This is a genomic window from Nostoc sp. KVJ3 (assembly GCF_026127265.1).
Lineage (GTDB): Bacteria > Cyanobacteriota > Cyanobacteriia > Cyanobacteriales > Nostocaceae > Nostoc.
The window spans coordinates 2,761,878-2,779,747 of record NZ_WWFG01000002.1 but is presented as its reverse complement, the minus strand read 5'-3'; the positions used below and the strand labels follow the sequence as shown (position 1 = coordinate 2,779,747).

Sequence of the window (17,870 nt, the reverse complement as noted above, 5' to 3'; positions counted from 1 at the left end):
AGATTATTTTCAGTTGTAACCAAATATCTTTTTTGTAGCCAAATATCTTCTACCAAGTTTTATTATTTTTTCACGAATGATTTAGGATTGCGATCGCGGTTTCCGACGTAATAAAGCTGCTTATTCTTAACTTTTTTGATACCGCATTCCTGGCAGTTGCGAAACTAAACCCATCAGTTCCAACTGTAACAAAGCACCAGAAACTGAACCAGCAGCCATCCCGGTTTGTTGGACAATAAAATCGAAGGGTAAAGCATCATTAGCGATCGCCTCCGGCACGCCTGGGGCGAACGCATTCATTACTGTTTGCAATTCTGGTGATAAAGTTGGCAAACTTAACTCTTCTGGCGCTGTGGAAGCTTCGACTCCATCAATTTGTGGTATTGCTCCCAGCATTGTTAACAGTTCATCTAGTTCCTTAAGAATTAAAGAAGCTCCTTGATTCAGTAACTTTAAGCACCCTTGGGATGGATGATCGTCTATTCTACCAGGCAATGCATAGACATCTCTGCCAAATTCATTTGCGTAGGTGGCTGTAATTAAAGCACCAGATTTTATTGGTGCTTCCATTACCAAGATAGCGCGGCTTAAACCTGCAATAATTCGGTTACGGCGGGGAAAGTGCGTGCGATCGGGTGGGGTTTTGGTGGGGTACTCACTCACGACTAATCCATCTGTCAAAATTTGCTTGTACAAATCCCGATTTTTATGGGGATAGATGACATCTACACCAGTCCCCAAAACTGCGATCGTGCGTCCACCTGCTTTCATAGCAGCGATGTGGCTTTCTGTGTCAATTCCCTCTGCCATACCAGAAACAACTGTAAAGCCGTTTTTAGCCAAAGCTGTACTAATTTGGCGAGTCCAACGGATGCCGTATTCTGAGGGTTGGCGTGTGCCGACAATCCCAACCATCGGTTTTTGTCCGAGATTTTCTTGGAGTTCGACTTCACCGCGATAGTATAAAATTGGCGGTGGACTGGGGGTTTCTAGGAGTAAGCGGGGATAATCTGCATCTGCTGGTGTCCAAAAATGGGAGTTTTCTTGCTGGTGCTTAATAAATAGCTGTTCTGGGTGTAGGCGCGATCGCTGTTGCACTACTTTTTCTAATGTCTGAAAACCAAAACCCTCCACTTCTCGCAACTGTATCTTGGTAGCATTCCAAGCTGTTGCCAAGGTTCCAAAATGCTGTTGTAGCCGTCGCAGTAAAACCGGGCCAACCCCAGAAATTTGCGCCCAAGCTAGCCAATATGCCCCTTCTTCTACCATCGTTTCATCCTCACACTATATGCATTGAGTATTCCCAAATTAGTCTGGGCTGTTGATGTAGAGGAGTGAGGAAGCAGGGGAATAAAAACTATTAATTATCGATCAATGCCTCATTCCCAATTCCCCTTGACTTTTGACTCTTGACTCTTGACTATTAACTATTGGACTATCTTTTTATTTTCTGTGATGAAATATTTCTATCGTCTTCTAATAAGCCTATCTGGGTGCTTAATATTTTTACTGCTGCATAGTTTTCTTGGTTCGTTGCCGAGTTTGGCTGCTGAGAAAGTTACTTTCAGATACGGATTGTTTGAGCAATCGATCCCGGTAGCAGATATCCGCAACTATGCCGAAAAGCAAAAGGTTTCTGGCGATTTGCAATCTTTCTTAAGTTATTTCAGCACTAAGGAGAAACAGAAGTTTCAAGATGCTCTTCAAGTAAAAATGTCTCTTGATATTGTGGCTTTAGATAAGCTGATAAATACAGGAATGGGCAAGCAAATTTTATCTTTTGCTTCTGGTGCGATCGCTCGTCGCGATCAAGCCACTATACAAGCCCTACGTTCTGCCATTATTTTAGGAGCAAAATCATCAGAAGGTCTAGGATTAATCAGCTTTTTAGAAGCTTATCCCAGTAATCAGCTAGTTGTTGACGTGTCAAAAATTTCTCAGCTAGTCAGCATGGCAAATTCATCGTTTAGTTCTGCTGATGTACCTCCAAAGGACAATGTAAGTTCTTCACCTTTAGGAAAAATTGCACTGCAATATCAGATACTCGCCGCCCAAGATAAACAGTTTTTAGGTTGCTTATTTGGGGATTCTGTTTCGGCTGAACTTGGTAATACCCTTGGGAGTGGTACTTTTAATTTTGGGTTAGATGGCCTAAGTACAATCTCATTACTAGAACAACTGAAAAGTTTAATTCCTGCTAAGGTTAAATGCGAAAAAGCTATTATTGCTATAGGTGGAAATGATGCTTGGTATGAAATTAGTGATGAGTTGTTTAGCAAAAATCTTCAAGAGGCGATCGCACTTGTCCGCACGATGGGAAATAAAGAGATTTTTCTAATTCCAGCTTTTTATTCAACAGTTGCAGCCAGCTTAGATCCAACTGTAGCCGCCCCACTTTCTAAAGTTGAGCGAATTAATGTTCTAATTAATCAAGTTGCTGAAACAGAAAAAGTGCCAGTTGCAGCAACAGAGCTAGCAACATTGTACGAAAATAATATTCTTAAAGACAATTTAACCAGTGATGGCGATCATCTGAATGCAGAAGGTCTAAAAATTTATCGAGAAGCATTATTACAAATCTTGAAAAAGTAATATCATGTCCTATGTTTTCTCGTTCCCAGCCTCTGTTTAAAATACCTAATTCGTAACTCGAAATTACGAATTATCAAATCTCTCGTTAAGCGTAAAACTCAGCGTCTTCTCCCAAAGGAAGACGCAAGCGCCAACAGAACTGACATATAAGCGAATCGTATGACTTTATACCAATTTTTTATGAAGCTGCATAGAATTTGATCCCCCCTAGCCCACGCCAGTCGCTCCACTTGGGGAGACCCCAAGACCGCGCTGGCTCCCCTTAGTAAGGGGGGGAACCGGAAAAACATCTATCAAAGTCCCCCTTTTTAAGGGGGATTTAGGGGGATCAAAATATGTGCAACTTCACATTAAATTGGTATTAGTCACCTACGTTGTCCTTGATTAATTTATCACTTTGTGAGATCCTTGATAGCATCCTAAAGTGATAAATTATGCCTAAAAATAAACCCTTAATGGGAATTCAACAAGTTGTTTTGTATCCTAACAAAGAGACTAAAGCAATATTAGAATAACTGGGTGAACAGTCAGGTAAATTATATAATTCAGGGGTCTATTTTACAAGGCAACACTCTTTAAAACTAGGAAGTTACTCGCGGGAAAATTTGACTTTATCTATGAGCCGACTGTTAGTAAAACTAGATTAGCTAATTCATTACCACCGTAACGAGAATTAGATTAAACTAAATTCTGTCTGTAGAATCTCAGTGTCTTTATATCTGAGAGTGTCAACATTAGGCTTTCCAATTGAAAAACCGTGCATAAATATAAGCGATGCCTTCATCAAGAATTGTCCGCACACCTTGGCTAGAATCCCACCATTTGTTCGGATCGTAATCTTGTGTTTTGGCTGCGATCGCACCAACTTTGATGGTAGGACTAAGTAATTTCTTGAACAACAACCAACTCCTACGGGTGTGAACATCCAAAGAAAAAAGATTAATTGATTGTAGCTTTAAATTGGAATTAGATAGCCAGCGATCGAATTCAACCGCAGATGCATAACTACGATCTTTAATTACCGTAGGTGTGGGAACCGCTACCACCTTCTCTGATTCTAAACCGAGTTTCTTGAAGGTGGCAGCTGACACTTCTGCAAAGTTTTTATATTCACTAAGATAATTTCCTTTTTCTATTGAACCTCCCGTGGTAATTACTAGATGATAAGAACCATTTTTAAATTCAGTCAAAGCTTGAATAATAGCATAATCTGGTAGCCATCCTTCAACAACTAATACTTCTGCTGATTTGATCGGGGAAGTCACGGCGAGAAATGAGTGTATATGAGTGATAGTGAAAAATATTAAATAAGCAATCAAAGCGATTACAATCGCCCACCCCTGAGCCGTAAGTATCCACATTTCTTGGCGTTTTATTAGTTTGATTTTTGGAAGTTTTTGACGCCGACGATTTTTTGTCTGCATTAAACCTTTGCTAAACGTTGTTCTTCTAAGTAAGTAAATACAGACTTATCTCCAATATCAGCAGGAATTGCTTGCACTGTCTTTCGGAACGCAAACACTAAAAATAACATCGCCCAAATTCCTAATAAAATACTTTCCCCCTGAGTTGGTAGAATTCCCACTAAATGTCCTAACAATAGTAGCGGTACGATTGGGGTTAATACTTTGGTTTCCAGACGATTGAAGCAAAAAGCTTCTTTAAAATAAATACCTGTCAAAGCAACGAAGATAAAACCAACCCCAAATAAGGTAATAGGCTGATTGTAAACAGTCAGAGCCAAAGGTTCATTACTAGAGATTGCCAGAATCACAGATGTTATGCTACCGATCGCCCAAAAAACTTGTAACATTCGATGCAGTGATGCCATGTAGATATGAATGGTAAATAAACTTACACCAAGAGCAAGACTAAAACAAGCATATAAAGGTGTAAGTAAAGTTACAACAGTGGTGTTATTGTTGAACAAAATCAAAGCGCTGCCGATAGCAAAGCTCAGTGCTGCTACCATTAATCCAGCACGATAGATAATTACGCCAGTGCGATCGCTCTGAGTGATTGTAAATTCTCCAAACTGACCTTGATAAACTTCTAGTGGAGGCAGTGTTTGCGTAGTCATGGTTAAAAATATAGTTACGATTTACTAATAGAATACAACGCCGAATTGCTGAAAGGTTACTTTTATTATTATGGGCAATGAGACTAACTTCGTGTCACAATCCCTAAACTTTTAAGGTATTTTTGTCTTATTTAGATGAATTATCTCTACAATTTAACTAGATTTTCTTGCAGAACGTAAAGACATCGCAACATAGTGCATCACAACGGAAATCCAGCTACTATCTCAATTAACCAAACTGATAAGGGGATTTTGCCCCTTGTGAAAGCTAGGCAAAGCTCTGCCATAGTAGTGTACTCATAATTAGCAATGGTTTGTATAAGTCTCTAGTTTAGCTGAGGAGTTGATTCTAAAATTAGACTTTAGTTGTAAATAGTATATAGCGGTTCCCATTCAAATGTGGTACAACATCATCTCGTCAGGTGTAGGGACAATTCATGAATTGCCCCTACGGGTCTACCTCACATAAATGAGAACCGCTATATATTGACAAATTAACAATTTGGTATGAAAAAATCTAGCAATCAGATAACCCCATAATTAGTTGACGTTATGGAGGTGAGATGAGCGATCGCATTTGTCTAAAGAATCGCAAAAGTAGAGAAACTCCCTTAGCTTATTGGCAGATATAGCTCTTTGTAGAGGATATGCGATCGCAGCGCAATTTCTTGATTAGCCAGTCAAATAATTTACACTTAAGTCGATAGCGATCGCCAATAGACAAATTATATAATATCTGTTAGAGCGAATATTGAGGGAGGAAAGGTGAAATGAGCGATGTCGGACGACAAGCCATTGGGGGTTTACGCACGCTTAGGCACCAGAAATCAGCCACATCAACTTTTACAAATCCCGCCCTTACCTCATCAACAATTCCCACCCTGGCTTCTCCAATGCGTGGCTTTGGTTTACAAACAAATAAGCTTCCAATTCAAAGACTAACTGAAACACCAAATGACCTTCAAGAAGAGCAGTTTGTTGATGAGCAATTCTTGGAACCAGAAGCCATCAAACAGCCTCTTAGCCATGACATTAGTCGCATATCCTTGCATCGTCCCCAGGCAAAACTTACAGTTGGTGCGCCAGACGACCATTATGAGCAGGAAGCCGATAAAGTTGCCGATCGGATTATGCGAATGGCTAAACCAGAGTCGATTGGTTTACAGAATATACAAACACTGCAAACAAAGCCTCTAGCAGCTGCCATAACTCCCTTATTGCAACGGGAAGCAATGCCAGAAGAGGAAGAGGAGTTGCAAACTAAACTTCTGAATACATCTATCCAAAGAGAGATTTTACCAGAGGAAGAATTACAAACCAAGCGATCGCTACAACAATTTACTGATGGCAGCTTCCAAACTGGGGCCAACTTTGAGAGTCAGCTAAACAGCAGTGAAGGTGGAGGAAGCCCGTTACCAGATCCGGTACGTTCCTTTATGGAACCACGATTTGGTACAGATTTTAGTCAAGTGCGGGTACATACAGGTACTCAAGCGGTGCAGATGAATCAGGATTTAAATGCCCAGGCATTTACGCACCAGCAAAACATTTTCTTTGGTGCAGGTAAGTCACCAGGTAATGATGCATTAACCGCCCATGAACTGACTCATGTAGTGCAGCAGACAGGCACAGCCCAGAGAAAATTAATTCAACGAGCAATTAACCCCACATACGACCTAACACACGGTGTTTTTGAAGTAAATGCCACACCAAATGGCGCGAGTTTACCAATTACTATACGTTTCAAACCCAAAACCACCGCCCCCTACTCTAACCAAATTGGACTGATTCAGATTGTGCGTCTGACAAATGCTACAGGTACAAATGTCGAACCTCAGTCTTTACCTGCCGCTCGTGGTGCTAGCCTCCGTACCACCGCTGATGCCACCACAGGAGTTGAGGGTGGATATTTCACCGATGTACTGCATAATGATGCACCTGCCCACGGTGGTACAGGAACCAATGCCCCAGCCGGAAGTGCTTTACCTGCTCAGTATCCCTTTGGTAACGACCCAGCCCAACCCAATCCCGCCACCCCTGGACTTTCACGACCCTCTTCTAGTGGTGCAGGTGGAGCCACTATTGGTTATAAACGCTCCGATGACCCCACCGATATCAAAGCAGCAGAGCTAACCGATGCCCCCGGAGGATCTGGTGAGTTCAACTTTGACTTTCAGACGGTGGCTAAAGGAGAAGACACCATGACAACTTACGGGGCGCTTCATTGGGGCTTTCAAATCCGTGCTGGCAAAGTTGAGAACGATCGCGCATCAGCACAGGATGGTCAATCTGCCACCTTCGATGCAGCTTTGCAGAAACATCAAGATTTCTACGTACACGAACCAGTAATTTTTTACTTTGATTTCGACAGCGACCAACTAAGTTCCAGCGAAACAGGCAAAATCGATACATTCTTAGATTATCTGCGGCGATTCCCTGACGTAAAAGTAACTCCTGAAGGCTTTGCTGACAGGCGTGGTGGTGCATCTAAGCACAATCTGGAGCTATCTTTACGCAGAGCGCAAGCAGTCGGAGCAGCCTTGCGTGCTAAGGGTGTAGCTGAAGCTCAAATTAGTGCTGTTACTATTGGCTCTGGTTCAACCGAAGACTTTACCCCTGATGCCACTACGAACCAAGATACAGAAGCGAATCGTCGAGGCAATCGCCGAGTCGTTTTGAGCTTTGAGCATGTGCCAGCAGCAGCACCAGCAGGGGGAGGAGCGACACCGTGATCTGGAAAACGGCAGGAATATTCATGGCAGTTTTTATACTGCTCATTGGAGGAAATTTATACATGAATAATCAAGACGCTACCGCCACACCTATGGAGCAAATTAAAGCAAGGCTCTACTCCACAGATCAAGACACTAGCGGTTTAGCTCTGGGTGAATTGATCCGTTTAGGCAAAAAAGCTACCCCTGTTTTGTTGGAAGCCTTGACTAATGCCAACCCCCGTACCCGTCGGCTTGCAGCCGAGGGACTGAGCGAAATTGCTGACCCCGCTAGTGCTGATGCTTTGTTCCAAGCTACCCATGATACAAATCCAGAAGTGCGTGCCCGTGCTGCTACTGCCTTACATCAATTAGGGGATAAACGCTCATTGCCCGCTTTGGTAGCTACCCTTGATGATTATCCTGACATCCTGCACAATCCTTACACAGCCTCAATGTATCCTTTGATGCGAGGTGGAAAAGAAGTTTTACCTCTGGTAATTCCTCTTTTGCAAGCACCGAACGATCTCACTCGTGAACGGGCTTTTTTGATTGTTAAGGCTGTGGTGAGTAAGCTACCCCAAGGGCAAGACTGGAATCAATTGTGGCAGAGTTTGGGAAGTTACGATCCCGCAGCGCCAGAGGCAAAACGCAACAAGGCTGCTCAACAATGGCAGGAATGGTTGACCAGATAATTCGTAATTAGTCACAAAAAAATTACCGACGTTGCTGAATCGAGGTATGAACTTGAATGTAGAGACGTAAAATTTTACGCCTCTACAAGGATTTTTCACCGCAATGCACAATCAGTTTCTGAAAATTTTGTAACTTTAAGCAAGGAAACCTGCAAAAAAGTCCAGAGTTTCTTTCAGTGCTTTGATGAAAACGTCAATTTCTTCGCGGGTGTTGTAGAAAGATAGACTTGCTCGTGCGGTTGCAGCAAGACCTAAATAACGGTGTAATGGTTGAGTACAATGGTGTCCAGAACGGATAGCAACGCCTTCTTGATCTAATAATGTAGATAAGTCGTTAGCGTGGACTTCCCCGGCGGTGAATGATGCAAGAGCGGCTCTACCTTCCCCTTTAGTATTTGGTTTGGGGCCGTAAATTCTAATTTGGGGAATTTGCTCTAATTGTTGGAACAAATAAGCTGTTAATTCTGCTTCGTAGGCGTGGATTTTATCCATGCCTATACTGCTAAGATAATCTATTGCAGCGCCAAGTGCGATCGCTTCGCCAATTGCAGGTGTACCAGCTTCAAATTTATGCGGTAACTCTGCATAAGTAGAATGGTCTAAATATACCTCTGCAATCATCTCACCACCACCAAAAAATGGTGGCATTGATTCTAGCAACTCCAACTTGCCATACAGAAAGCCTATCCCAGTTGGCGCGCACATTTTATGGCCGGAAGCTACCAACCAATCACAATCTATCTGCTGCACATCGACATGCACATGAGGGACACTTTGGCAAGCATCAACTAAGAATTTAGCACCATATTTGTGTGCGATCGCAGCAATTTCTTCCACTGGGTTAATGCAACCCAAGGCATTAGAAATATGCACCACTGACACCAACTTAGTTTTCTCGGAAATCAGCTTTTTAAACTGCTCCAAATCAAAAGTTTCTTCTGGTGTTAATTCTACAAATTTCAGGACTGCACCCGTCTTTTGGGCTACAAATTGCCAAGGTACAATATTACTGTGGTGTTCCATCACCGAGAGAATAATTTCATCTCCCGGCTGCAAATTATTCATTCCCCAACTGTAGGCTACTAAGTTAATAGCCTCAGTTGCGTTGCGGGTGTAGACGATTTCCTGACGCGATGCAGCATTAATAAATTTAGCAATTTTATCTCTAGCACCTTCATAAGCATCAGTAGCTTTAGCACTTAGGGTATGGGCACCGCGATGCACGTTAGCATTATATTGCTCGTAATAATCCCGCAGGGTATTTAATACGAACAAAGGCTTTTGCGATGTCGCTGCATTATCAAGATAAACTAAGGGTTTATCATTGACTTCCTGATGCAAAATTGGGAAGTCAGCGCGAACTTTATCAGCAAGGGTTTTGGTAGAGGTGAAAGTCATTGGTAGATTAGTCCAACAATTTGGGATTTGGGATTTTAGATTTGAAAATTTGAGCTAAAATCTAAAATTCGGATTGAGGCTTGAAACCTTTTTAAACTTTAGATTTTGAATCTTTAATCCAAAATCTAAAATCTAAAATCTAAAATTTCTTCAAGAGTCAAGCAATATGGACTTAAGATTATTGACTGTGTTTAAAAGGATTTCTCGCAGAGAAGGAACAGGTATTTTGTTGATGACTTCAGCAGCGAAGGCGTTAATTAACAACTTGCGAGCATCGTTTGCATCAATACCCCGACTTTGCAGATAGAATATTTCGTCATCTTCCAATTGGCTAACGGTAGCACCGTGAGCGCATTTGACATTATCTGCTGTAATTTCTAATTGGGGTTTGGTATCAACTCTGGCTTTCGATGACAGCAGCAAATTGCGATTCAACTGGGCTGCATTAGTCAACTGTGCTGGTTTGGGTACAAAAACTTTACCATTGAACACCGCATGAGCGCGATCGCCTACAATACATTTATGCAATTGATCGCTTGTACCATGAGGATAGTTAAGTGCGATCGCACTGTGAGTATCAGACAACTGCTTACCAGAAATTACCGTCAACCCATTGAGAGTAGTTTCCGTCTGCTCACCAGTTTGCAAAACTTCCAAATTGTGCCGTGAAAACTTCGCCCCTAAACTTATGGCATGACAAGTATATCGACTATCACGAGCCTGTGCGATCGCAGTTTTCCCAATATGAAAAGCCTCTGCACCTTCCCGCTCAACCCTAGTATGACTCACCTGGGCATTGTCACCAACCCAAACTTCCGTAACCGCATTAGTAAAATATACTCCCTCTTCCTCCGCGCTCTCTGCGCCTTGGCGGTTCGTATACTCCTCAACCAACCTCACCTGCGAACCACTTTCCGCCACCACCAAACAACGCGGCTGCGAAATCGTCAGCGTCTCACCAGAAATAAACACCAAATGAATTAGCGTTTCTACCACCACATTCTTCTTCACCCACACCACAGCAGCATCAGTTATCCCAGCCGTATTGAGAGCAGTAAAAACTTCCTGCGCTCCCTCAGCTTGAGCTAAATACTGCCGTACACCCTCCTGCTCAACCGTAGACAAACCAGCCAAATTACTCACCACAACTCCAGATGGTAAATCTGAAACTGCGGATAACTCCGGCGCAAAAACGCCATTAACAAAAACCAAACGACTATTAGCCGCCTCTGGCAAAATATCAAATTGCAAAGACGCGAATTTTCGCGTCTCTACATTATTAAATTGCACCTTTCGCAGAGACGACAAATCAGTAAACCGCCATTCTTCCTCGCGGGTAGTTGGGATAATCGAATGACGTACCCAATTAGCAGCACCTTGGCGTAATTCCTGCAACCAACCTGCTGTTTTCGTTTCTGTTACTAGATTTAACAACCCAGTCAGATAATCATCTCTATCTAACAGAGTCGATGTCAAACTGACTGCATTTGAATTAGGAATTGGACTAGGAGATACTTGAATACTCATTACACACCCACCCCAGCAGCAAATTCTTCTAGTACCCAGTCATAACCGCGAGACTCTAACTCCAACGCCAGTTCTTTACCACCGCTAGTAATAATCTGCCCCTGTGCCATCACATGTACAAAATCAGGCACAATATAATCAAGTAATCGTTGATAATGAGTAATCAAAATCGTAGAATTTTCTGGACTTGCCAGTTGATTTACCCCATTCGCTACAATTCTGAGCGCGTCAATATCCAAACCCGAATCAGTCTCATCCAAAATTCCCAACTTTGGTTCCAGCAGAGCCATTTGCAGAATTTCATTCCGCTTCTTCTCACCACCAGAAAACCCTTCATTCAAACTCCGACTGAGAAAACTGGGATTCATCTTCACCACATCCAGCTTTTCCTCAATCAAATCGTCAAAATCAAAAGCGTCAATTTCCTCTAAACCTTGCGCCTTACGACGAGAATTGTACGCCACCCGCAAGAAATCCAAATTGCTCACACCCGGAATTTCTAACGGATACTGAAACGCCAAAAACACACCACTTCTGGCTCGTTCCTCCGGTTCCAACTCCAGCAGATTTTGCCCCTGAAAAATCACCTCACCGCCAGTCACCTCATAAGCCGGATGCCCAGCCAACACCTTAGAAAAAGTACTCTTACCAGAACCATTCGGCCCCATAATCGCATGAATTTCACCCGATCGCACCTCCAGATTCACACCTTTCAAAATCGGTGTCCCATCAACATTAGCCGTCAGATTCCGTACCGACAGCACAACTTCACTATTTTCAATAATCATCTTCTCTCCTTTCTCTCTTCGCGCTCTTAGCGTCTTCGCGGTTCGTCATTCTTCCAAAAGATAAACACAGAACGCGGATGTCCCTGTGTTTATCCTTCCTTCCACTTATCCAACACTACCTTCCAACTTCAAACTCAACAACTTATCAGCTTCCACAGCAAACTCCATCGGTAGCTGATTAAAAACATCCTTACAGAAGCCGCTAATCATCATCGAAATAGCATCTTCCGAAGAAATACCCCGTTGAGCAAAGTAAAATAACTGATCTTCCCCAATCTTAGAAGTAGAAGCTTCATGCTCCACCTTCGCAGTATTATTCTGCACCTGAATATAAGGGAAAGTATTCGCATGGGCATTATCCCCAATTAGCATCGAGTCGCACTGAGAATAATTTCTCGCCCCTTTAGCCGTCGGGTTAACTTTCACCAAACCCCGGTAGCTATTGCTAGATTTACCTGCGGAGATTCCCTTAGAAATAATTGTACTGCGGGTATTCTTACCTACGTGAATCATCTTACTGCCAGTATCAGCTTGCTGCTGATGATTTGTCAGCGCCACCGAGTAAAACTCACCCACAGAGTTATCACCCACCAACACACAGCTAGGATATTTCCAAGTAATTGCCGAACCTGTTTCTACTTGAGTCCAGGAAATCTTGGAATTTACACCCTGACACAAACCGCGCTTGGTGACAAAGTTGTAAATACCGCCTTTACCGTTTGCATCGCCAGCGTACCAGTTTTGCACAGTAGAGTATTTAATTTCGGCATTGTCGAGGGCGACAAGTTCCACAACGGCGGCGTGCAACTGGTTGCTGTCATACATTGGTGCGGTGCAACCTTCAAGGTAAGAAACATAACTACCTTCTTCGGCGACAATCAAAGTCCGCTCAAATTGTCCCGTATCACCAGAGTTGATGCGGAAGTAGGTAGACAGTTCCATTGGGCATTTTACGCCTTTAGGAATATAGACAAAAGAACCATCGCTAAATACCGCGGCGTTCAAGGCGGCAAAATAATTGTCAGCGATGGGAACGACACTACCCAGATATTTTTTAATTAATTCTGGGTGTTCTTGTAACGCTTCCGAAAAGGAGCAGAAAATAACACCATCTTCCGCTAACTTTTCTTTAAATGTAGTAGCAACAGAGACGCTATCGAAAATCGCATCGACGGCGACATTTGCGAGTCGCTTCTGTTCAGATAGGGAAATGCCTAACTTTTCAAAGGTTTCTAACAGGGTTGGATCAACTTCATCCAAGCTGTTCAGCTTTTTTTTCTTTTGTTTTGGCGCTGAATAATAAATGATATCCTGATAATTGATTGGCGGATACTTGACATTCGGCCAAGTTGGTTCCGTCATTTTTTGCCACTGGCGATAAGCTCTGAGGCGAAAGTCCAGCATGAACTGCGGCTCGTTCTTCTTAGAGGAGATCAAGCGGATAACGTCCTCGTCTAGTCCACGCTCAATTGTGTCAGCTTCAATATCGGTAACAAAGCCGTACTTGTAGGGTTGGTTGACTAAGGTTTTGACAGTGGCACTCATCAGTAATAATCTCTCGTGTTCAGAACTCTTTTAGGATGGGAGACGGGCTGCGGCTAACCGATTCCCATATCAGGTTACGGAATGGTTGCACGGCTGCTAGAATAGTGGTGGAGACTAAAACAACTTCATTGTTGTTTAACCTATCTTCATTTTACGCTAGATTAACAACAACAATGTTGTCAAAGTCAAATTTTCCCAGAAATTTTTGGGACGTTCGCTGAACGTCTTGCACCAAATGAAGATGGCGACTACTCACCAGTCCTCAACCAAGCAAGATATCCTTGAGTATCTGCACAAACATGAAAAAGCAACGGCTTTAGAGCTAGCTGAAGTTTTAGAAGTTACCCCCCAAGCCATTCGTCGCCATCTGAAAGATTTGGAGACGGAGGAGCTAGTTTTGTATTCGACATCAGTACAGGCGGCGGGGATGGGGCGGCCACAGCATCTTTATGAACTGAGTCGTCAAGGACGCGATCGCTTGCATCGAACAATGAGCGATCGCTTTGGTGATGGCCACGGAAATTTTGCGGTTTCGCTGCTAGACACCTTAGCTGAAACGGTAGGACACGACCAATTTACATCAATTTTACAGAAACAGTGGGAGCGCAAAGCATTAGAATATCGCGATCGCGTTGGTAACGGTTCACTGCGAGAACGGGTAGCGAACTTAGTAGAATTGAGAAAAGCGGAAGGCTTCATGGCTGAATATCACCCAGTTGAGGTGAGTGACTCTTTTGAGTGCGATCGCTTTATCTTAATGGAGCATAATTGCGCCATTTCCAACGTTGCCGAGTCTTTTCCCAGCATTTGTGGTCACGAATTAGAAATGTTTGCAGCCGTACTACCAGATTGTACCGTAGAACGCACCCACTGGATTATTGATGGCGAACATCGTTGTGGCTATTTGGTACAAATTCGTCATTAATTATTTTGTGAAAACTACTCCCCACTCCCCACCCCTAATAATCAACTAAATTTGAGATCGCGTTTATGGACGTACCACCACAGCAACCCTCAGCACAATTTTTAACTCTGGAAGAGTCGGCAAAAGTAGACGCGGCTTTGTTGTCTTCCCCAGAAAAGTTTTTAACAAGATTGACAATTTCATCACTTAAGCTGTTGAAGCATATCGCGCAAGTATACGGTGTTGCTATTGAAGATTTGACAGCGCCGCAAGTAATTGCTTGGTTTGAAAAAGATGGCAAAATTCGCCGTGAACAGGGAATAGAAGCTTCATATCTGAAGTGGTGATCTGTGGCATTAAAATTTTCGTTTCATTTACTTATAAAAATAACCATCAAAAATATCGCGATTATTTAGTAAATTTACTAAATAAAAAAAGCACCTTTTTCAAGATGCTTCTATTTAGAATAAATAACATTTGATTTTTCAGACAGTTCAATTATTTAAGGATTGTAATTGTTAGTCCGAGGACTGCGAACACCAGCTACAGCTCCCATCATTGCCGCTACTAAACTCAACAAAGAACCAAACACAAACCACCACAATCCCGAACGTACATTTGCTGCCAGTTGACGAGCTTCTTGAGCAGTGACGTTTGTTCGCGGTACATTAAGACCACCTTGTTGTTGTACCTGATTTATCACTTCCCCAGCGTTGGAAGCAGCAACACCAAAAGCACCGGATACTCCACTTGCAAATAGCCATGAGCTAACTGCCAAAGTCGTTGCCCAAAGAATTGCGCCGTTGAGAAGGGCTGTATTGCGGTTCATTGGCCCACAAGCACGGGCTGTCACCCAACCACCGGTAAATAGAGAAATCAACAAAGCGATAGTTGACCAAAGCCCCGCACTACCAGCAGCATTAGGAGCAATTGATCTGGGCGCACCTGAACCTTCAACTGCACCAGCTGCGATCGCACCAATTATAGAACTCAAAATTAATTGTGTAGCTAAAGAAACCAACAAACCAGCAATAATCGGCCCCCAGCGAACAAGATCGTGATATTCGGCTACTCGACCTGCTATTACACTCTCAGTAGGAATAACGTCATTCCCTGCGCGATTTACGTATGACATAGCTTATATTCTCCAGTGCTATTTCAGCAAAGCTTATGTTCAGGTATATTCATGCTTATACTTCAAATTAAATAACTAAATCATCTGCTTTATCTCTATCAATAGAAATAGTTAATGTTTCATCTTTAGTCATAAAAAATATATGTAGTTAATAATTTGTAATCCAATTTAGTATTTATTTATATCCTAATAATTTTTTCTAAATTATCCATATAAAAATTCTAAAATAAAAATATAACTATTAGCTAGCTACAATCAACTACCTTCTTTATAATGATTATCAAAAATAATTAAAATTAAAATTAACGCATCCTTACAGCAGTGCCAGTGGCAGTAATCAGCAAAAGAACTCCTGACTGGTCAAGATTGATTGTGCCAGTATCAATTTCAATCCCAATTACAGCATTTGCTCCTAAACGTTGTGCCCGTTGTTCTAATTCTTCTAGTGCCTTGCGTTGACCCTGCTCAAATAGACGCTCATAGCTACCAGTGCGTCCACCGATAATATCGCGAATACCAGCTAAAAAATCCCGTAAGAAATTGCTGCCGTAAACTACTTCTGCTGTCACGATACCTAAATATGAGTCAATCACGGCTCCTTGAATTACATCAGTAGTAGTTATAATCATAAATTAACCTCTTAGATAGGATATATGTTTATATTTATCAGAATCCTTGAGCAATTGTAAATTTGATTACAGAATATAATTCTGATAAAAAGCCTCTCACACAATTGGCAATTGCTCCTTGAATTTTAATATTGTCCTCAATAGAAACTACGACTTAAAGGAACATTTTGCTGATTAAACTTATCTTACCGTATAACGACCAAAAAAGAATGTGAATGTAGAGATGATAACTTTTCAAATGGTAGTATCAAAGACTAAAAAATAGTTCTTAAATGGAATAAAAATAGGAATGAATATCAAACCCTGGAAGCTTGGCAACTCAATGTCTAGGATTAAGTCAAATACCTGTAGTATTTTTGCGGATAACACGTGTAACTACTGAACAAAAAAATGGTTTGTTTTACATTTATACTGATTTATCTGGAGGGTAACTCCATTTACAGATTGATAGTTGACACTTTATTATTCAGTAAAAACCCTGTTATGTAATGCTGATTGTGAAGGAGAGGTGAATGAACTATTAATATCTTAATTAATACGAATAAATACAGTTTTCAAAAGTCCATATTTTTGTTTTAATGTACAAGAAAAAAGTTCTCTAAGATTTCAGGAAATTTACTGTGTACAAGCCGACATCATTCGTGTTTAGTGTGGTGTTACTAGGATGTTTTACCTTCACCATACCTTCAGTAGCCCAGGCTCAGGTATTAGTAGCACAAGGCAAAAATCCAGAGTTAAAACAACTACTGGAGGAAGGACGAAGGTTAGTGGATGCCTCTGATTATGGTGGTGCGATCGCAGTTTATCAGCGAGCAGCAAGCCTAGATCCCAAAAATGCTAAAATCCATTCAGGTATCGGCTACTTATATGCTCAACAGGGAAATTACCAGGCAGCATTAACAGCTTATCGTCGAGCGATCGCCATCAACCCGAACAACAGTGATTTTTACTACGCCGTGGGTTACATCAAAGCGAACTTGGGAGACACCGCAGGAGCAAAAGAAGGCTACCGTCGGGCCATACAGCTAAACCGTAACAACGTTAACGCCTATTTAGGATTGGCTGTAACACAATCTCGTCTAGGAGACTACAGTGCAGCTACCTGGGCATATCAACAAGCAATCGACCTGGATAAGAACAACGCCCAGACTTATGAATTGATGGGTTCGATGTATAAACAGCGACGACAAACCAAACAAGCCAACAGCTTACTTCAGAAAGCCCGCGACTTATACAAGCGGCGCAATGACTCACAAGGAGTAGATAGAGTAGAAGCGATGCTGCGGCAGTTAGGAGGATGAAGTTAATCTAACTGGTGTCCCGTTAATTCTACAAAAATATCTTCCAGATTAGAGGGACGCACCATCATTCCGGTTTTATCAGGCTGTTCATTCAAGTAGATATTCGCTGCTTCCAAGGATGGGAAAAACAAATATTCCCAGCTACGAGCGCCATCACTTCCCACTTCAGACACACCCAATTGCTTCATCACCAAACCTTCACCGTGAACAGAACGGAGCTGTTGTAAAGTTCCCAAAGAAATCAGCTTACCGCTATCCATAATACCGATGCATCCTGGCTTGGTAGAGCCAAAAGCATCGCACAAAAATTCGACCTCATCCATATAATGGGTCGTCAGTAACATCGTCAAGTCGCTTCGCTCCAATTAAAAATTAAAAATTATTAATTAAAAATTGAGGGGATTCTCTGAAATTTTTAATTTTTAATTTTGCATTTTTAATTCCCGAAGGTGGGATTGCTTCGCTTCGCTCGCAATGACATATATTTTACATGACTTTTTAACTCCTAAAAAGGCATAGAGTCAACAGCCTAGGTCTAGTCCTACAGTTGGTTCATCCAAAAACA

General features: G+C 42.1%; 15 protein-coding genes and 1 pseudogene. 6 read left to right on the top strand and 10 right to left on the bottom strand.

The features are described 5' to 3' along the window. Window positions 1–126: 126 nt before the first annotated feature. Window positions 127–1,269: a DNA-processing protein DprA gene (dprA, locus tag GTQ43_RS27860; RefSeq protein ID WP_265275912.1), complete on the bottom strand. Its 1,143-nt coding sequence runs from the start codon at window positions 1,267–1,269 to the stop codon at window positions 127–129. 186 nt (window positions 1,270–1,455) lie between these two features. On the opposite strand from dprA, the gene GTQ43_RS27855 reads away from it, so the two are divergent. After that, window positions 1,456–2,592 carry an alpha/beta hydrolase gene (locus tag GTQ43_RS27855; protein WP_265276567.1) on the top strand — a complete coding sequence of 379 codons (1,137 nt, stop codon included), beginning with the start codon at window positions 1,456–1,458 and terminating at the stop codon, window positions 2,590–2,592. Between the two features lie 734 nt (window positions 2,593–3,326). Here the strand turns inward: GTQ43_RS27855 and GTQ43_RS27850 are convergent. Together GTQ43_RS27850 and GTQ43_RS27845 are read right to left on the bottom strand one after the other, a co-directional pair. Next, window positions 3,327–4,016 carry a YdcF family protein gene (locus tag GTQ43_RS27850; protein ID WP_265275911.1) on the bottom strand — a complete coding sequence of 230 codons (690 nt, stop codon included), beginning with the start codon at window positions 4,014–4,016 and terminating at the stop codon, window positions 3,327–3,329. Further along, on the bottom strand, window positions 4,016–4,672 hold the full coding sequence (locus GTQ43_RS27845) for a DUF2301 domain-containing membrane protein (protein WP_265275910.1): 657 nt from the start codon (window positions 4,670–4,672) through the stop codon (window positions 4,016–4,018). The genes GTQ43_RS27850 and GTQ43_RS27845 overlap by 1 nt, the downstream gene beginning before the upstream one ends. 770 nt (window positions 4,673–5,442) lie before the next feature. Between GTQ43_RS27845 and GTQ43_RS27840 the strand changes: the two genes are divergently transcribed. Both GTQ43_RS27840 and GTQ43_RS27835 read left to right on the top strand, forming a co-directional pair. Continuing rightward, the gene (locus tag GTQ43_RS27840) at window positions 5,443–7,404 is read left to right on the top strand and encodes an eCIS core domain-containing protein (RefSeq protein ID WP_265275909.1); all 1,962 of its coding nucleotides are present in this window, start codon (window positions 5,443–5,445) and stop codon (window positions 7,402–7,404) included. 62 nt (window positions 7,405–7,466) lie between these two features. Then, window positions 7,467–8,078 carry a HEAT repeat domain-containing protein gene (locus tag GTQ43_RS27835; protein WP_265275908.1) on the top strand — a complete coding sequence of 204 codons (612 nt, stop codon included), beginning with the start codon at window positions 7,467–7,469 and terminating at the stop codon, window positions 8,076–8,078. Window positions 8,079–8,213: 135 nt separating this feature from the next. On the opposite strand, the gene GTQ43_RS27830 is transcribed toward GTQ43_RS27835, so the two are convergent. The 4 genes from GTQ43_RS27830 to sufB all read right to left on the bottom strand — a co-directional run bounded on the left by GTQ43_RS27830 (window position 8,214) and on the right by sufB (window position 13,336). Further along, window positions 8,214–9,476, bottom strand: a complete 1,263-nt coding sequence (locus GTQ43_RS27830) for a cysteine desulfurase (protein ID WP_265275907.1) — start codon at window positions 9,474–9,476, stop codon at window positions 8,214–8,216. Between the two features lie 150 nt (window positions 9,477–9,626). Next, window positions 9,627–11,003 carry a Fe-S cluster assembly protein SufD gene (sufD, locus tag GTQ43_RS27825; RefSeq protein ID WP_265275906.1) on the bottom strand — a complete coding sequence of 459 codons (1,377 nt, stop codon included), beginning with the start codon at window positions 11,001–11,003 and terminating at the stop codon, window positions 9,627–9,629. After that, entirely contained in the window at window positions 11,003–11,791 is a 789-nt protein-coding gene (gene sufC, locus GTQ43_RS27820; RefSeq protein WP_265275905.1) for a Fe-S cluster assembly ATPase SufC, read from the bottom strand. Before sufC ends, sufD begins: the two co-directional genes overlap by 1 nt. 105 nt (window positions 11,792–11,896) lie before the next feature. Continuing rightward, the gene (sufB, locus tag GTQ43_RS27815) at window positions 11,897–13,336 is read right to left on the bottom strand and encodes a Fe-S cluster assembly protein SufB (protein WP_265275904.1); all 1,440 of its coding nucleotides are present in this window, start codon (window positions 13,334–13,336) and stop codon (window positions 11,897–11,899) included. A 241-nt stretch (window positions 13,337–13,577) separates the two neighbouring features. Between sufB and sufR the strand changes: the two genes are divergently transcribed. Beyond that, window positions 13,578–14,261, top strand: coding sequence for an iron-sulfur cluster biosynthesis transcriptional regulator SufR (sufR, locus tag GTQ43_RS27810; RefSeq protein ID WP_265275903.1), 684 nt, complete (start codon window positions 13,578–13,580; stop codon window positions 14,259–14,261). A gap of 65 nt (window positions 14,262–14,326) precedes the next feature. Beyond that, window positions 14,327–14,587, top strand: coding sequence for a hypothetical protein (locus GTQ43_RS27805; protein WP_265275902.1), 261 nt, complete (start codon window positions 14,327–14,329; stop codon window positions 14,585–14,587). Between the two features lie 155 nt (window positions 14,588–14,742). Here the strand turns inward: GTQ43_RS27805 and GTQ43_RS27800 are convergent, their stop codons facing one another. After that, window positions 14,743–15,375, bottom strand: a complete 633-nt coding sequence (locus tag GTQ43_RS27800; RefSeq protein WP_265275901.1) for a hypothetical protein — start codon at window positions 15,373–15,375, stop codon at window positions 14,743–14,745. Window positions 15,376–15,677: 302 nt separating this feature from the next. Further along, window positions 15,678–16,004, bottom strand: coding sequence for a YbjQ family protein (locus GTQ43_RS27795; RefSeq protein ID WP_265275900.1), 327 nt, complete (start codon window positions 16,002–16,004; stop codon window positions 15,678–15,680). A 620-nt stretch (window positions 16,005–16,624) separates the two neighbouring features. On the opposite strand from GTQ43_RS27795, the gene GTQ43_RS27790 reads away from it, so the two are divergent. Beyond that, window positions 16,625–17,305, top strand: coding sequence for a tetratricopeptide repeat protein (locus tag GTQ43_RS27790; RefSeq protein WP_265275899.1), 681 nt, complete (start codon window positions 16,625–16,627; stop codon window positions 17,303–17,305). Window positions 17,306–17,307: 2 nt separating this feature from the next. Here the strand turns inward: GTQ43_RS27790 and GTQ43_RS27785 are convergent. Further along, a pseudogene (locus GTQ43_RS27785) lies at window positions 17,308–17,670 on the bottom strand (ABC transporter ATP-binding protein); the annotation flags it as partial. Window positions 17,671–17,870: the final 200 nt, after the last annotated feature.

Bases quoted from the DNA above. Each gene is read 5' to 3' on its own strand.
- dprA (WP_265275912.1), bottom strand. From the start codon at position 1,269: ATGGTAGAAGAAGGGGCATATTGGCTAGCTTGGGCGCAAATTTCTGGG.
- GTQ43_RS27855 (WP_265276567.1), top strand. From the start codon at position 1,456: ATGAAATATTTCTATCGTCTTCTAATAAGCCTATCTGGGTGCTTAATA.
- GTQ43_RS27850 (WP_265275911.1), bottom strand. From the start codon at position 4,016: ATGCAGACAAAAAATCGTCGGCGTCAAAAACTTCCAAAAATCAAACTA.
- GTQ43_RS27845 (WP_265275910.1), bottom strand. From the start codon at position 4,672: ATGACTACGCAAACACTGCCTCCACTAGAAGTTTATCAAGGTCAGTTT.
- GTQ43_RS27840 (WP_265275909.1), top strand. From the start codon at position 5,443: ATGAGCGATGTCGGACGACAAGCCATTGGGGGTTTACGCACGCTTAGG.
- GTQ43_RS27835 (WP_265275908.1), top strand. From the start codon at position 7,467: ATGAATAATCAAGACGCTACCGCCACACCTATGGAGCAAATTAAAGCA.
- GTQ43_RS27830 (WP_265275907.1), bottom strand. From the start codon at position 9,476: ATGACTTTCACCTCTACCAAAACCCTTGCTGATAAAGTTCGCGCTGAC.
- sufD (WP_265275906.1), bottom strand. From the start codon at position 11,003: ATGAGTATTCAAGTATCTCCTAGTCCAATTCCTAATTCAAATGCAGTC.
- sufC (WP_265275905.1), bottom strand. From the start codon at position 11,791: ATGATTATTGAAAATAGTGAAGTTGTGCTGTCGGTACGGAATCTGACG.
- sufB (WP_265275904.1), bottom strand. From the start codon at position 13,336: ATGAGTGCCACTGTCAAAACCTTAGTCAACCAACCCTACAAGTACGGC.
- sufR (WP_265275903.1), top strand. From the start codon at position 13,578: ATGGCGACTACTCACCAGTCCTCAACCAAGCAAGATATCCTTGAGTAT.
- GTQ43_RS27805 (WP_265275902.1), top strand. From the start codon at position 14,327: ATGGACGTACCACCACAGCAACCCTCAGCACAATTTTTAACTCTGGAA.
- GTQ43_RS27800 (WP_265275901.1), bottom strand. From the start codon at position 15,375: ATGTCATACGTAAATCGCGCAGGGAATGACGTTATTCCTACTGAGAGT.
- GTQ43_RS27795 (WP_265275900.1), bottom strand. From the start codon at position 16,004: ATGATTATAACTACTACTGATGTAATTCAAGGAGCCGTGATTGACTCA.